A 13,190-nucleotide genomic window follows, 5' to 3' on the forward strand; every position below is an offset into this window, starting at 1 on the left:
AATCATTAAATAACCGACAAATGGTTGCCCTGGAAACGGGGCAGCCATTGTTGTTAACATACAAATACATGTGGAAAAACGTATTTTTTGCGACCACTTTGGCTACGGTGGTTTTATCGGGTTGTTCTCAAAACACGGAGAATAATGCTGATATACAACACATTGTGATCATTGGTGTGGACGGGATGAGTCCCAACGGCATTCAAATGGCACATACGCCCATGATGGATTCCATGATCCAGAACGGAGCGGCCACCATGCATTCCCGTTCTGTGCTGCCCTCAAGCTCCAGCCCCAATTGGGCCAGCATGATCATGGGTGCCGATACCGAACAGCACGGCATCACCTCGAACGGATGGGAAAAGTTCGACCACCAGTTGCCCTCCGTAGTGGCGACCAAAAATGGAACCTTTCCTACCATTTTCACCTTGTTCCATGACCAACAGCCCGATGCCCATGTAGGGGCCATTTACGATTGGGATGGGTTTGGACGCTTGTTCGAAAAAGAGGATGTGGATTTCGACATTGACGGCGACCACGAGGACAATACCACAAAAGAAGCGGTAAACTACATTAAGGAGCACACCCCAAAATTCACTTTTGTGCATTTGGACCATGTAGATCATGCAGGCCATGCCTTGGGCCATGGAACTCCTGAGTATTTCAAAGCGGTGGAAAAGGCCGACTCCTTGATCATGGAGATTGTCAATGCCACCAAAGAAGTGGGCATTTTCGAAAAGACCCTGTTCATCGTTTCTGCAGATCATGGAGGAATCGGTTTTGGGCACGGGGGTGAAAGCTTGGCCGAAATGGAGATTCCCTTCATTCTTTTTGGGGCCGGCATCAAAAAAGGGTACGAAATTGAAGAGACCGTGTACCAATATGATAATGCACCGACCGTGGCCTATGCCATGGGACTGCAAACACCCCAATCGTGGATCGGGAGACCAGTAAAAGGAGCTTTTATTGGCAACGAAAAACCCAATTTGATATATAAACGAAAAGAACGGATCGCCAAACCCAAGATTCTTCCCGACGCAGGCCATTTTGAACCAGCAGGAGGTGTTTTTAAGGCAGATTCGGTGGCCGTGGTGATGCAAAATCCGAACAATCTGGGTGAAATCAGGTATACTATTGGCAACGCTGTTCCGACTATGGAGAACAGTAAAGTCTATCAAGATACTTTCTACCTGAATCAAACAGAAATTGTCAAAGCGGGGATTTTTCAAGATGGCCAATTGGTGAGCACCGTTGCAGAGGCCAATTTCCGATTGGTTTCTGAAACCAAAGAAGATCCTGTTGCCTATACCTTTTATTATGGCGAAGGGATGGACAAATTACCCGATTTCGCTACCTTGAAACCTGTAAAAGAAGGTTTTGTGACAGAATTCTCCCCGAAAGCGATATTGATGGAAGGTGTCCAACAAGAACAAGTGGCCTTGGTGCTGGAGAGTTATTTGGACATTCCCGAAGAGGGGAAATATGGGTTTTTTACCAACAGCGATGATGGGAGCAAACTCTACGTGGATGGAAAATTAGTGGTGGACAACGACGGCGACCATGGCGTTATGGAACGCGGAGAGGGTGTGGAATTGACCAAGGGCAAACATTTGATCAGGATTGAATATTTTAACGGCGGTGGAGGCTACCACTTGGATGTGAAATACCAAGGTGCCACTATTCCCAAGCAGATCATTCCTGCCAACCATTTGTACAGGGAAAAATAGCATAAAATCAACCATATGAAGCACGATAGGCACAACGCAGAATCTGTTGTGGAAGGCGACATCAACCTTACCTCTGCAAGGAGCGAATGGTTAAAGGAAGAAGTGAACGACCAGACCAAGGAACTGCTGGAAAAGGATGCCAAATACTTTTTGCACCAATCCATGTCCACCCCGTGCTTGGACGTTTTGAAAAATTGCGAAGGTTCTTATTTGGAGAGTATTTCAGGGAAGCGCTATCTGGATTTCCATGGCAACAATGTGCACCAAGTAGGATTTTCACATCCCAAAATGGTGAGTGCGCTCATGGGACAACTTCAGGAGCTCACGTTTTCAACCCGAAGGTATACCAATGAAAAGGCCATCCAGTTTGCGGAGAAATTGACGTCCTACACCCCAAAAGGCCTGAACCGTATTTTGCTTACCCCAAATGGCAGCTCTTCCATTAGCATTGCCTTGAAGTTGGCCCGTGCGGTGACCGGAAAACATAAGGTGGTTTCTTTTTGGGATTCGTTCCATGGTGCCAACTTGGATGCCATCAGCGTAGGAGGCGAATCCATTTTTCAAGAGCATATGGGGCCGTTGATGCCAGGAGTGGAGCGCATTCCGCCTCCTATAACCTATCGCGGTATTTTTGAAGGGAATGAAGAAAAAGCCTTGGAATATTTGGAGCACGTATTGTCCAAAGACGATGAGGTCGGTGCCTTTTTGGCCGAGACCATTCGCAACACCGATGTGCAGATTCCATCCGCCAATTATTGGCAAGGAGCCCGTGAACTTTGTGATAAATATGGGGTGCTGTTGATTTTGGACGAAATCCCGATTGCTTTCGGGCGCACCGGAAAAATGTTCGCTTACGAACTTTTCGGTATTGAACCGGACATTCTCTGTCTGGGCAAAGGCTTGGGCGGGGGTATTGTTCCCCAAGCGGCCATTGTTACCCGAGAGGAGTACAATCGATTCGGGCATATCTCCTTGGGGCATTACACCCACGAAAAAAGCCCGTTGGGATCTGTCGCCGGATTGACCCTTTTGGAAATCATCGAAGAAGAAAATCTATTGCAAAAAGTAAAGGCAGATGAGGAATTCATGAAAAAGGCCCTTTACAAAATGCACCGAAAATACTCTCTAATTGGAGATGTAAGAGGAGTCGGGCTTTTATGGGGCATCGAATTGGTGACCAATCGGACCACCAAGGAAAAAGCGACCGCCGAAGCTGAGGAAATCATGTATGAATGCCTGAAAAATGGGTTGAGTTTCAAAGTTTCCAAAGGAAATGTATTGCAACTTTCCCCGCCTTTGACCATATCCAGGGAAGAACTGGAAAAAGCCCTGGAAATATTGAACGAAGCCTTTTTAAAAACCAACGCCATAGCCTAATGAAAAAAATCAACCAACTACTGATCTACCTATTTGTGGGCATTGCCCCGATGATGGCCCAAACGGAGCCAAAGATGTTGATACAACCCTATCTACAGGATGCCGAGCCCCATTCCATCACCATCATGTGGGAGACCACCCATGGCGAGGAAAGCATTGTGGAATACGGAACTTCGCCAAAACTGGGCAAAAAGACCCAAGGCAAGGCCGAGGGCATCAATTTTTCAGCATCCAGGGTACATACCGTAAAGTTGACAGGTCTGGACCGCTTTACCGAATATTACTATCGGGTCAGGACGGGCAAGGCGCAATCGGAAATCTTTCAATTCAAGACACCGCCGTTTGCCAGTGATGAGGAATCGTTCAATATTGTTGCCATGAGCGACATGCAATACGACCATCAAAACCCGAATAAATTTTCAGAAGTCGTCAATCAAGGCATTATTCAATATTTGGAAAAGGAATACGGCGGCAAATTGCCCGATAATTTGGCCATGGTGATGATTCCGGGAGATTTGGTGGCCAGTGGGAGCGAATACTACCAGTGGAAGGAACACTTTTTTGACCCCGCCCAAAAATTATTTGCCAAGGTGCCCGTGTATCCAGTTTTGGGCAACCACGAACGCAACTCCATTTTTTACTTCAAATATTTCAGTCTGCCCGAAAACGGCACCCCCGCCTTTGCGGAACATTGGTGGTACAAGGATTACGGCAATACCCGTGTGATCGGACTCAACTCCAACGAAGGGTATCGGGATTTGAAAGATCAATACCAGTGGTTGGAAAAGGTGTTGGCTGACACGGAAAAGGACAACAACATCGATTTTGTCTTCGCCCAACTCCACCATCCCCACAAATCGGAGCTTTGGATTCCCGGGGAAGAGGAATCTACAGGAAAAGTGGTCAAAATGCTGGAGAAATTCTCCACAAAGACCGGAAAACCAAGCGTTCACTTTTTTGGCCATACACACGGATATTCCCGTGGACAGTCCAAAGACCATAAGCATTTATGGATCAATGTGGCCTCCGCGGGGGGCTCCCTAGACAATTGGGGCGAGTTTGAAGGCAGGGATTATGACGAGTTCACCGTTTCCCAAGACGAATATGGTTTTGTGATGGTGGAAGTGGATGGCAACCGAAACGACCCCAAATTTACCATCAAACGGATTAGTCGTGGCAATGAGTCCAAGTTTAGGGACAATGAGCTCCGCGATAGCATCACCATTTGGAGATTGGGAAAGAAACCCGAAACACCACAAACGATTTCGCCTACGAACAATGAAACGGTGGAAGGGGAATTTACGATGCTGAAAGCTGGGGAATTTTCAAGTCCGATCAACGGAGCTTTCCATGCCGCCGCCCATTGGCAGGTTTCCGAAACCAAGGGTTTTGAAAAATTGGACCTGGACAGTTGGAAACAACATGAAAACTGGTATTATGAGGAAGACCGTCAAAAAAATGACGATCTTACCGATGAAAGGACCAAACGCTTGAAATCGGGGACCACTTATTATTGGAGGGTCCGCTACCGGGATCAAAACCTCAATTGGAGTGATTGGTCTGAAACAGCATCATTCAAAACCAAATAGAAGATGAAAAAGAAGATATTACTTTTTGTTGCCCTAGCGGCTTTTCTAAAGATCAATGCACAGGATTCCGACACCAAGGTCATTTTGATTACTTTGGATGGCTACCGTTGGCAAGAGCTCTTCACGGGTGCCGATTCCCTATTGATCGGCAATAAAACCTATGTTCACGAAATGGACGCGTTGAAAGCGTCTTTTTGGAAAGAAACCCCCCACGAGCGAAGAGAAGCTTTGATGCCCTTTTTCTGGGCCAAAGTTTCCAAAATGGGCCAATTGCACGGCAACAGGAACTTGGGGAGCAAAGTGGACCTGACCAACACCCTATGGTTTTCCTATCCAGGCTACAACGAAATCCTGACCGGGGCTGCCGATGACAAGAACATCCGCAGCAATGATAAGGTGCCCAATCCCAATACCACCATTTTGGAACGCTACAATAACACCCCGAAGGGCAAGGATAAAGTGGCCGCCTTTGGCAGTTGGGATGTGTTTCCGTCCATCATCAACGAGGAGCGTTCCGGTGTTCCTGTGAATGCCGGTTTTGAAACGGCCACCGAAAATCTCACCGAAAGGGAAAAATTCCTGAACCAACTTCAGGTTCAAATTCCAAGTCCTTGGGGCAGCGTTCGTTTGGATGCCTTCACCCATCACTATGCCTTGGAGCACATGAAAAAAGCGCATCCGAAGCTGGTATTTGTCTCTTATGGGGAAACGGATGACTTCGCCCACGATGGCGATTATCAAGCGTATCTGAAATCGGCCCACAACACAGATGCTTTGATCAAGGAGCTATGGGACTTTACCCAACAGGATGATTTTTATAAGGACCAAACCGTTTTTATCATCACTACCGACCACGGTAGGGGAACCGAACCTTTGGATACTTGGAGAAGCCACGGGAGTGATATCAAAGGGGCCAATGAGGTCTGGATGGTCACTTTTGGAAAGGGGATCAAAGCCCTGGGCGAGGTAAAACAAGAAGAACAATTGCATTCCGATCAGATCGCACCCACCATATTGAAGATATTGGACGTCCCTGTACCCAAAGAAATGAAAGGGTTGCCCCTAAAGCTTTAGTTTAAGTAGGTTTTATTTCAGTTAATTAGTATGTTCAAGGCCCATACCTTAAGGTATGGGCCTTGCAATTGATGGGAATGCGAAAACAGCCCATCTTTTTTTCAAAATGGTTACCTTAGGAGGGCGATTTCTACACCATGAAAGAAGAACTTTTAGAGACGTTCAGGGGACATTTTGAACAACCACTGATGGAGGAGATTTTGGAAGTAGGAAAACTTGTGGAGGTGCCAGCGGGCGAGACCATCATGGATATCGGCCAGTACATCAGGAGTATACCCCTATTGTTGTCCGGGGCCATAAAGGTCCTTAGGGAAGATGAGGAAGGGGACGAACTACTTTTGTACTATCTCGAACAAGGGGAGACCTGTTCGGTCACTATGGCCTGCTGTATGGGACAGACCAAGAGCGAGATCAGGGCCATTGCCGAGACCGATACCAGCATTGTGATGGTTCCCGTGCAGAAAATGGAGGAATGGATGGGCAAGTACAAAGGATGGCGCAACTACGTTTTCGAAAGCTACCATAACCGCCTGAACGAGCTGTTGCAGACCGTGGACAGCATTGCGTTCAAGAATTTGGACCAACGTTTGGTGGACTACCTCAAAAAGAAGGTGGAAGTGACCAATGACAACAAGATCCAGAGCACCCATCAAGAGATTGCCTATGACCTGCATACCTCAAGGGTCGTGGTTTCCAGATTGTTGAAAAAGCTCGAAAAAATGAAAAAACTGGTGCTGCACAGAAGTTATATCCAAGTGGTGGACCTGTAACTTTGTGCCCTAAGTTACCGTGGGTTGCCCTTGGGCTCCCTATTTTTGTATAAAACCTACCGCATGATCAAGAGGTTCTTTCCATTTTTAGCATGGATGGCCACATACAACAAGGCACTGCTGCGCGGGGACCTCACTGCAGGCCTTACCGTGGGAATCATGTTGGTGCCACAGGGAATGGCCTATGCCATGATTGCGGGAATGCCCCCTATTTATGGACTATATGCCGCTTTGGTGCCGCAGTTGGTGTATGCCCTCATGGGAACGTCCCGACAGTTGGCCGTTGGCCCGGTGGCCATGGATTCCTTGTTGGTCGCAACCGGCGTAGGTGCCCTGCGGTTGCTCAACGAAGAGGACTATGTGGCCGCCGTACTTTTCTTGACGCTGCTCATTGGGGGGCTGCAACTTTTAATGGGCTTCTTCAGGATGGGTTTCTTTGTCAACTTTTTGTCCAAACCGGTCATCAGTGGATTTACATCGGCCGCCGCCATTTTGATCAGCTTGGGACAATTGAACCATATATTGGGCACCAATTTTGAACAGACCAGCAGGGTACATGAACTGATCCCCAATATCATCGGAAGTTTGGGGTATATCCATTGGCTTACCTTTGGACTTGGCGTGGGGTCCATCGCATTGATATTCCTGTTGAACAAGTTCAACAAAAAACTGCCGGTTCCATTGCTAATGGTGGTCCTTGGCATCTTGGCCGTGGTAATTTTTGGCTTGGAGACCAAGGGAATCCACATTGTGGGCGATATTCCAAAAGGGCTTCCCGGTTTTCAGGCCCCTGAATTCCAGTGGGACAAGATGGGCCAACTGATGCCCATTGCCATCACCGTGGCATTGTTCGGGTTCATGGAGTCCGTCTCCATCGCCAAGACCGTTGAGGAAAAACATCCGGAATACGAACTGGATCCCGATCAGGAACTTCTGGCATTGGGCCTTTCCAATGTTTTGGGGTCGTTTTTCCAGTCTTTTTCAGTATCGGGAAGTTTCTCTAGGACCGCAGTGAACGATCAGGCCGGGGCCAAGACGGGAATGTCCCTGATCATCAGCACCCTGATCATTGCAGGGGTACTGCTATTCCTGACCCCTTTGTTCTATAACCTGCCCGCAGTGATCTTGGGTGCCATCATCATCGTTTCCGTGATAGGACTTATCGATATTCAATACCCTTTGGCCCTCTGGAAAAACAGAAAGGACGAGTTCCTGCTGCTGGCCGCCACTTTTTTGATGACACTCTTTATCGGGTTGATGGAGGGAATCCTGTTCGGGGTATTGCTGTCCCTGATGCTGGTGGTGTATCGAATATCCAAACCGCACATGGCGGTCTTGGGAAGAATCAAGGGCACCAACTATTTCAAGAATATCGACCGTTTTTCGGGAGATGTTGAAGTGGATGCCGACAAACTGGTCATACGGTTCGATGCCCAATTGTATTTCGGGAACAAGGATTATTTCAAAAAGCAACTCTATCGGCAAATGGCGAAAAAGGGCCCCGTTCTGAAGTATATCATCCTGAATGCGGAACCCATCAACTATATAGATAGCAGCGCAGCGGCCATGCTGGAACGCCTGATTTTGGACTTTAGGCAAAGAGGAATCCACTTTATGATCGCTGCGGCCATAGGCCCCACAAGGGACATTCTGTACAGTAGCGGAATCGTTGATATCCTAGGGGAGGAAAACCTGTTTGTCCAGACCTTTGACGCGGTGGCTTCCTGTTCCGAAAAGAAGGAAAGGAGTGTCATGCAAAAAAAGATAACATTACAGTCCAAGACAAAGAGTTTGTAACTTTGGTGACTGTGCAGTACGCTGCACCCTATTAATTTTGATGAAAAATCAGAGGAGATGAAAATAGAACAGATATATACCGGATGTTTGGCGCAAGGAGCCTATTATATTGAAAGTGAAGGAGAAGCTGCCATTATAGACCCACTTCGCGAAGTGGAGCCCTATCTGAAAAGGGCCAAGGACGAAGGAGCCGTCATCAAGTACATTTTTGAGACCCATTTCCATGCCGATTTTGTGAGCGGTCACGTCACCCTTTCCAAGGAAACGGGCGCACCGATCATTTATGGCCCAACGGCCCAACCCGCTTTTGAAGCCATTATTGCCAAGGATGGACAGGAGTTCCCTTTGGGAAAATTGACCATCAAAGTGCTGCACACCCCGGGACACACCATGGAAAGCACCACTTTTTTGCTGAAGGACGAGTCAGGAAAGGACCATGCCATTTTTAGTGGGGATACCTTGTTCCTAGGGGATGTAGGTCGTCCGGACCTGGCGCAGAAAGCGGCCCATATGACCCAGGAAGAGCTGGCCGGAACCCTTTTCGACAGCCTTCGCAGCAAGATCATGCCCTTGGCCGATGATGTGATCGTATATCCGGCCCACGGAGCCGGTTCCGCTTGTGGAAAGAACATGATGAAGGAAACGGTGGATACCTTGGGCAACCAGAAAAAGATGAATTATGCCCTAAGGGCAGACATGACCCGAGAAGAATTCATAAAAGAAGTGACAGATGGCCTTTTGCCGCCCCCACAATACTTCCCCTTGAACGTGAAAATGAACAAGGAAGGTTACGAAGATATTGACACCGTTCTGGAAAGAGGTACGCAGGCCCTGACACCAGAGGCTTTTGAAACAGCCGCCAACGAAACCGGTGCTATGGTTCTTGATGTTCGCCATCAAGATGATTTTGCCAAAGGGCATGTGCCCCGCTCCATATTCATCGGTCTGGATGGAAGCTTTGCCCCTTGGGTAGGCGCATTGATCGCCGATGTGAAGCAACCCATACTCCTCGTGACCCCCGAAGGCAGGGAGGAAGAGACTGTTACCCGGCTTTCAAGGGTCGGTTTTGACCATACCTTGGGCTATCTGAAAGGAGGCATTGCGGCTTGGAAAGAAGCGGGCAAGGAAATCGATACGGTGGACAGCGTGAATGCTGGGCAATTGGAAACCCTTATGGAAAAAGGGGTGCCTGTGTATGATGTGAGGAAGGAATCCGAGTTCATTGCGGAGCATGTGGAGGATGCCCATCTGACCCCGTTGGACTTCATCAACGACCATTTGGCGGAATTTCCAGAGAAGGAAACCTTTTATGTGCATTGCGCGGGAGGCTATAGGAGCATGATCGCTTCTTCCATCCTCAAGAGCAGGGGCATCCATAACCTGGTCGATGTGGCAGGAGGTTTTGCCGACATCAAAAAGGCCGGGATCCCTGTAACGGACTATGTGTGTCCTACCACCTTGAAATAAAGAAGAAAGACAAAAGAAAAGGCCCTTTATCGGGCCTTTTTTATTTGCGATAGGGGTCGTGGTACTTTTCTTCTTTTGAAACCATAGGTCAATTGGCCGTAGAATCCTTTCGGCAGTTTCTCATCGCCCGGAAAACCGAGTTCAATTTTCCCACTGCTCTCCGGAATGTAATTTGTTTTGAACAGATAGTCCCAAATACTCAGACTGATCCCAAAATTCACCCCATAAGAACCTTCGGGGATGGTATAGGCATGGTGGTACAGGTGCATCACGGGATTGTTCAGGATATATTTCAACGGACCATAGGTCAGTTTGATGTTGGAATGGTTGAAATGCCCAATGGCAATGGCGGCAAAATGCACAACATAGGCCTGCTCAGGCTCAAACCCTCCCAATACCATCACCCCCAAGGTCTTTAGCGGCTTGTAGAGGATGTTTTCCATCCAGTGGTACCTCAAATGTGCCGCAAACCCCATTTCCTTGACGCTGTGGTGCACTTTGTGGAACTCCCAGAGCACGGGATATTTATGCAACAATATATGGGTGAACCATTGCACAAAATCCAAAATGATAAAAAACACCAAGAGCTGTGCCCATTGCGGCCAATGGCCCATTTCCAAGAGGACCAACGTTTTGGAAGAAATGCCCAAATTCAAAAAAAGGACGCCAAGCAGCTTGTACACCCCATTGATGACGATGGCGAATAGGAAAAAATTGAAGAACATATAAAAGGCATCCAGCCAAAAGTCCTTTCGGAAAACAGATTGTTCCTTACGCCAAGGGAATAGGATTTCCAAGCCCCAGACCAGTAGGGAAATCAAGATGAGACCCCAGAAATAGTTGGTGTACCAAGGCACTTCGAACCAAATGGATTTCCAGGTCCACTTGACCGTTCCCCAAAAACCGTTCATAAAGGCATCTACATAAGCTTCCATAGTTCACTTTAGTTCATACCAATCAATATTCTCCAAGTTTTGCCTTCTTCCCTGCTCTTTTGGGGCATAGTTTTTTGACAAATAGGACAAAATCAGTGTTTCGTTCGCCCCCAAATCCCATAGGTTTTGGGTTTCCTGCATCCATTCAATGGTAGCTTTCCACCCCTCCAGGTCCATTCTGTTCTGGGTCACCAATTTGGCGGAATGGCAACCGGTACAGTTCTGGATGGTTGCCTCCATCCCTTCATCCACCACAAAACCGGTGGCCACATGGACACCGTTTTCAATTTGGTCGAAATCGGCAACAGCTTCTTTCATCGGAACTTCTTCATAGGTTGGGGGAGGGGTATGGTTCGCCCAATAGAAAAGTCCTGCGAAAAGGACCACGATCACTCCCAAAAATGCCCAAAGTGCTTTGGACAGTGCACCGACCTGTTTTCGAAAATCCTCCATCATCCTAAACGATTTTGACCGCTATGCGATGACAGGCATTGTTGAGGTAGCCTTTGGGGTTCCATCCAGGCAAAACCATAGGTTGCCCCTTTCCATTGGAGTCCGTGGCCTTGGCCCAAATTTCATAATATCCCTTCTGTGGGAAGGAAATCGTGGCCTTGAAATGTTGCCATGCCAATCGGTTTGCGGGTTTTTCGAGTGAGCAAGAATGCCAAGTGCTTCCAAAATCAATGGAATATTCCATTTTGGAGACCTCAAGCTCTCCGGCCCATGCATGTCCGTTTATGGTCAAGGATTTTCCATTTTTGATCAATGCACCGCTTTTGGGAAATGTGATCAACGATTTTACGGGCATGGATTCGATGATGCACATGTTGGCATCGTCCACTTCACTACCAGGAGCCACGGTCTCACAGGGTACCCGGTACGAACTGCCGCCCATCTTTTCTCCATCGTGTTCTTTATTTCGGACGCTGATGCGTGTGAGCCATTTGCCCGATGTGGAAGCGGGCCAACCACCACAGACCAATCGCAATGGATGACCGTGCGCCAGAGGGATGTCCTCACCGTTCATGGCAAAGGCGAGCAGGGTTTCGTCTTGCAATGCCTTGGCAATGGGAACGCCCCGGGAGATGGGTTCTTTTTTCGGATCGCCGCTCAAATGGGTATCCGCGGCATGGTAGCCAATGTAAACGGCATCGGATGTGATTCCGACATCCTCCAGCACATCGCGCAAACGAACCCCGGTCCATTCGGCGCACGAAATTGCCCCAACGGTCCATTGGTTTCCCTTGGCCGGCGGATTGAACTCGCTTCGGCCATTTCCGCCACATTCCAAGGTCAATTGGTAGGTATGGTGCCGAAACTTGGATTTTAGTTCGGAAAGTGAATAGGTTTTTTGGCGTTTAACGGACTCTCCATCGATGGTAAGGGTCCATTTGGACACATCAATGCTTTCAGGGATGTTTCCATTGTTTCGAATGAACATGTATTGGTTCGGCGTCACCCTATCGTTCAATAGATGGGCCTTTGCCTCCATGTTCCAAGGGCGGTCATTCAAAACGACCATTTCCTTGTCCTTGTGGAACATGGTAAAAGGGTCTGGGTCCTGAAGGCCCAAAGGACGGTATCCTTCGGGCATGAGACTTCCATATACAATCTCAACACCCAAGATACTCGCCATGCTGGCCAATGATATTCCCAGAGTGAATTCCCTCCTTTTCATCAAACAAAGAATTAAATGTACCGTAAAAATAAGTAAAGCTATGTAACCCATGTTACCTTTTGCTGTTGGATGGATTCCTACCTTTGAAGTCATGCTTTGGGAAGCATCAAAAACTGAAGATCATGAAAAAAAACATGGGCGGCGCGGACCGCACGATTCGGATAATCTTGGCACTTGTAGTAGTAGTTCTGTACTACTTCAATGTGATCACAGGAACTTTGGCATATGTGCTGTTGACCTTGGCGGCCATATTTGTCCTGACAAGCTTTGTTAGTTTTTGCCCTTTGTACACCCTTTTGGGGATCAATACATGCAAGGTCAAAAACTAAGTTTTCTTGGTTGGTTGATACAAGGCCGCTCTGTTATGGGGCGGCTTTTGTTTTTTACCAAAGATTTTGAAAGCTGTTATGGCATTTGAGTATCGATAGGATCCCAAACATGAGAATTGTCATGATTTGAAAGTAAGATTACCTTTACTTTTAGCTTTGTAAAACCCATACTTATGAAAACATTTTTATCCTTTGCCTTGGTCTCTTGGGAGAACGGCATCATTATGATCGCTGTATTTGGTGCTGTTTCCGTGGCCTTGGTCCTTGCTGTTCTGCTGATGATGAACAGTGGCAAAAAATAAATATCTCTTCCTTCTACTACTCATATTTTTTTTGTGCTCTTGATGGTGGGTTGACCATTAGGAACAGTTACTGTTGGGGCCATTGACAGCTCCCGTGCCATTTGGATTTCAAGGTAACCAAAGTTACTGTGGGCGCAGTTGTACC

Annotated in this window: 12 protein-coding genes; 9 read left to right on the forward strand and 3 right to left on the reverse strand. The window is 47.6% G+C overall.

The features are described from left to right. The first annotated feature begins 68 nt into the window (after positions 1 to 68). From SD450_RS04310 to SD450_RS04340, 7 genes are all read left to right on the forward strand, one after another. Positions 69 to 1,727: an alkaline phosphatase family protein gene (locus tag SD450_RS04310; RefSeq protein ID WP_318343401.1), complete on the forward strand. Its 1,659-nt coding sequence runs from the start codon at positions 69 to 71 to the stop codon at positions 1,725 to 1,727. A gap of 15 nt (positions 1,728 to 1,742) precedes the next feature. After that, positions 1,743 to 3,104, forward strand: a complete 1,362-nt coding sequence (pbfA, locus tag SD450_RS04315; RefSeq protein ID WP_318343402.1) for a (R)-1-hydroxy-2-aminoethylphosphonate ammonia-lyase — start codon at positions 1,743 to 1,745, stop codon at positions 3,102 to 3,104. After that, entirely contained in the window at positions 3,104 to 4,693 is a 1,590-nt protein-coding gene (locus SD450_RS04320) for a fibronectin type III domain-containing protein (protein ID WP_318343403.1), read from the forward strand. Before pbfA ends, SD450_RS04320 begins: the two co-directional genes overlap by 1 nt. Positions 4,694 to 4,696: 3 nt before the next feature. Beyond that, complete coding sequence (locus tag SD450_RS04325; RefSeq protein ID WP_318343404.1) at positions 4,697 to 5,767, forward strand: sulfatase-like hydrolase/transferase; 1,071 nt, start codon at positions 4,697 to 4,699, stop codon at positions 5,765 to 5,767. 137 nt (positions 5,768 to 5,904) lie between these two features. Continuing rightward, positions 5,905 to 6,537 carry a Crp/Fnr family transcriptional regulator gene (locus SD450_RS04330; protein ID WP_318343405.1) on the forward strand — a complete coding sequence of 211 codons (633 nt, stop codon included), beginning with the start codon at positions 5,905 to 5,907 and terminating at the stop codon, positions 6,535 to 6,537. A gap of 63 nt (positions 6,538 to 6,600) precedes the next feature. After that, positions 6,601 to 8,334 (forward strand): SulP family inorganic anion transporter, encoded by a 1,734-nt coding sequence (locus tag SD450_RS04335; protein WP_318343406.1) that lies wholly within the window; start codon positions 6,601 to 6,603, stop codon positions 8,332 to 8,334. 57 nt (positions 8,335 to 8,391) lie between these two features. Continuing rightward, positions 8,392 to 9,801 carry an MBL fold metallo-hydrolase gene (locus SD450_RS04340; RefSeq protein ID WP_318343407.1) on the forward strand — a complete coding sequence of 470 codons (1,410 nt, stop codon included), beginning with the start codon at positions 8,392 to 8,394 and terminating at the stop codon, positions 9,799 to 9,801. A 26-nt stretch (positions 9,802 to 9,827) separates the two neighbouring features. On the opposite strand, the gene SD450_RS04345 is transcribed toward SD450_RS04340, so the two are convergent. Genes SD450_RS04345 through SD450_RS04355 form a run of 3 tightly spaced genes read right to left on the reverse strand, consistent with a single transcriptional unit; the run spans position 9,828 to position 12,414 of the window. Continuing rightward, complete coding sequence (locus tag SD450_RS04345; RefSeq protein ID WP_318343408.1) at positions 9,828 to 10,736, reverse strand: sterol desaturase family protein; 909 nt, start codon at positions 10,734 to 10,736, stop codon at positions 9,828 to 9,830. Between the two features lie 3 nt (positions 10,737 to 10,739). Next, entirely contained in the window at positions 10,740 to 11,192 is a 453-nt protein-coding gene (locus SD450_RS04350; RefSeq protein WP_318343409.1) for a monoheme cytochrome C, read from the reverse strand. A 1-nt stretch (position 11,193) separates the two neighbouring features. Further along, the gene (locus SD450_RS04355) at positions 11,194 to 12,414 is read right to left on the reverse strand and encodes a sulfite oxidase (RefSeq protein WP_318343410.1); all 1,221 of its coding nucleotides are present in this window, start codon (positions 12,412 to 12,414) and stop codon (positions 11,194 to 11,196) included. A 122-nt stretch (positions 12,415 to 12,536) separates the two neighbouring features. On the opposite strand from SD450_RS04355, the gene SD450_RS04360 reads away from it, so the two are divergent. Further along, positions 12,537 to 12,743, forward strand: a complete 207-nt coding sequence (locus SD450_RS04360) for a YgaP family membrane protein (protein WP_318343411.1) — start codon at positions 12,537 to 12,539, stop codon at positions 12,741 to 12,743. A 173-nt stretch (positions 12,744 to 12,916) separates the two neighbouring features. Beyond that, a complete protein-coding gene (locus SD450_RS04365) occupies positions 12,917 to 13,045 on the forward strand; it encodes a hypothetical protein (RefSeq protein ID WP_318343412.1) in 129 nt (42 codons plus the stop codon). The last annotated feature ends 145 nt before the right edge of the window (positions 13,046 to 13,190 follow it).

The sequence above is a fragment of the Flagellimonas baculiformis genome (assembly GCF_033441575.1).
Lineage (GTDB): Bacteria > Bacteroidota > Bacteroidia > Flavobacteriales > Flavobacteriaceae > Flagellimonas > Flagellimonas baculiformis.

Coding starts and splice junctions, on each gene's coding strand:
- SD450_RS04310 (WP_318343401.1), top strand. CDS start 69: ATGTGGAAAAACGTATTTTTTGCGACCACTTTGGCTACGGTGGTTTTA.
- pbfA (WP_318343402.1), top strand. CDS start 1,743: ATGAAGCACGATAGGCACAACGCAGAATCTGTTGTGGAAGGCGACATC.
- SD450_RS04320 (WP_318343403.1), top strand. CDS start 3,104: ATGAAAAAAATCAACCAACTACTGATCTACCTATTTGTGGGCATTGCC.
- SD450_RS04325 (WP_318343404.1), top strand. CDS start 4,697: ATGAAAAAGAAGATATTACTTTTTGTTGCCCTAGCGGCTTTTCTAAAG.
- SD450_RS04330 (WP_318343405.1), top strand. CDS start 5,905: ATGAAAGAAGAACTTTTAGAGACGTTCAGGGGACATTTTGAACAACCA.
- SD450_RS04335 (WP_318343406.1), top strand. CDS start 6,601: ATGATCAAGAGGTTCTTTCCATTTTTAGCATGGATGGCCACATACAAC.
- SD450_RS04340 (WP_318343407.1), top strand. CDS start 8,392: ATGAAAATAGAACAGATATATACCGGATGTTTGGCGCAAGGAGCCTAT.
- SD450_RS04345 (WP_318343408.1), bottom strand. CDS start 10,736: ATGGAAGCTTATGTAGATGCCTTTATGAACGGTTTTTGGGGAACGGTC.
- SD450_RS04350 (WP_318343409.1), bottom strand. CDS start 11,192: ATGATGGAGGATTTTCGAAAACAGGTCGGTGCACTGTCCAAAGCACTT.
- SD450_RS04355 (WP_318343410.1), bottom strand. CDS start 12,414: ATGAAAAGGAGGGAATTCACTCTGGGAATATCATTGGCCAGCATGGCG.
- SD450_RS04360 (WP_318343411.1), top strand. CDS start 12,537: ATGAAAAAAAACATGGGCGGCGCGGACCGCACGATTCGGATAATCTTG.
- SD450_RS04365 (WP_318343412.1), top strand. CDS start 12,917: ATGAAAACATTTTTATCCTTTGCCTTGGTCTCTTGGGAGAACGGCATC.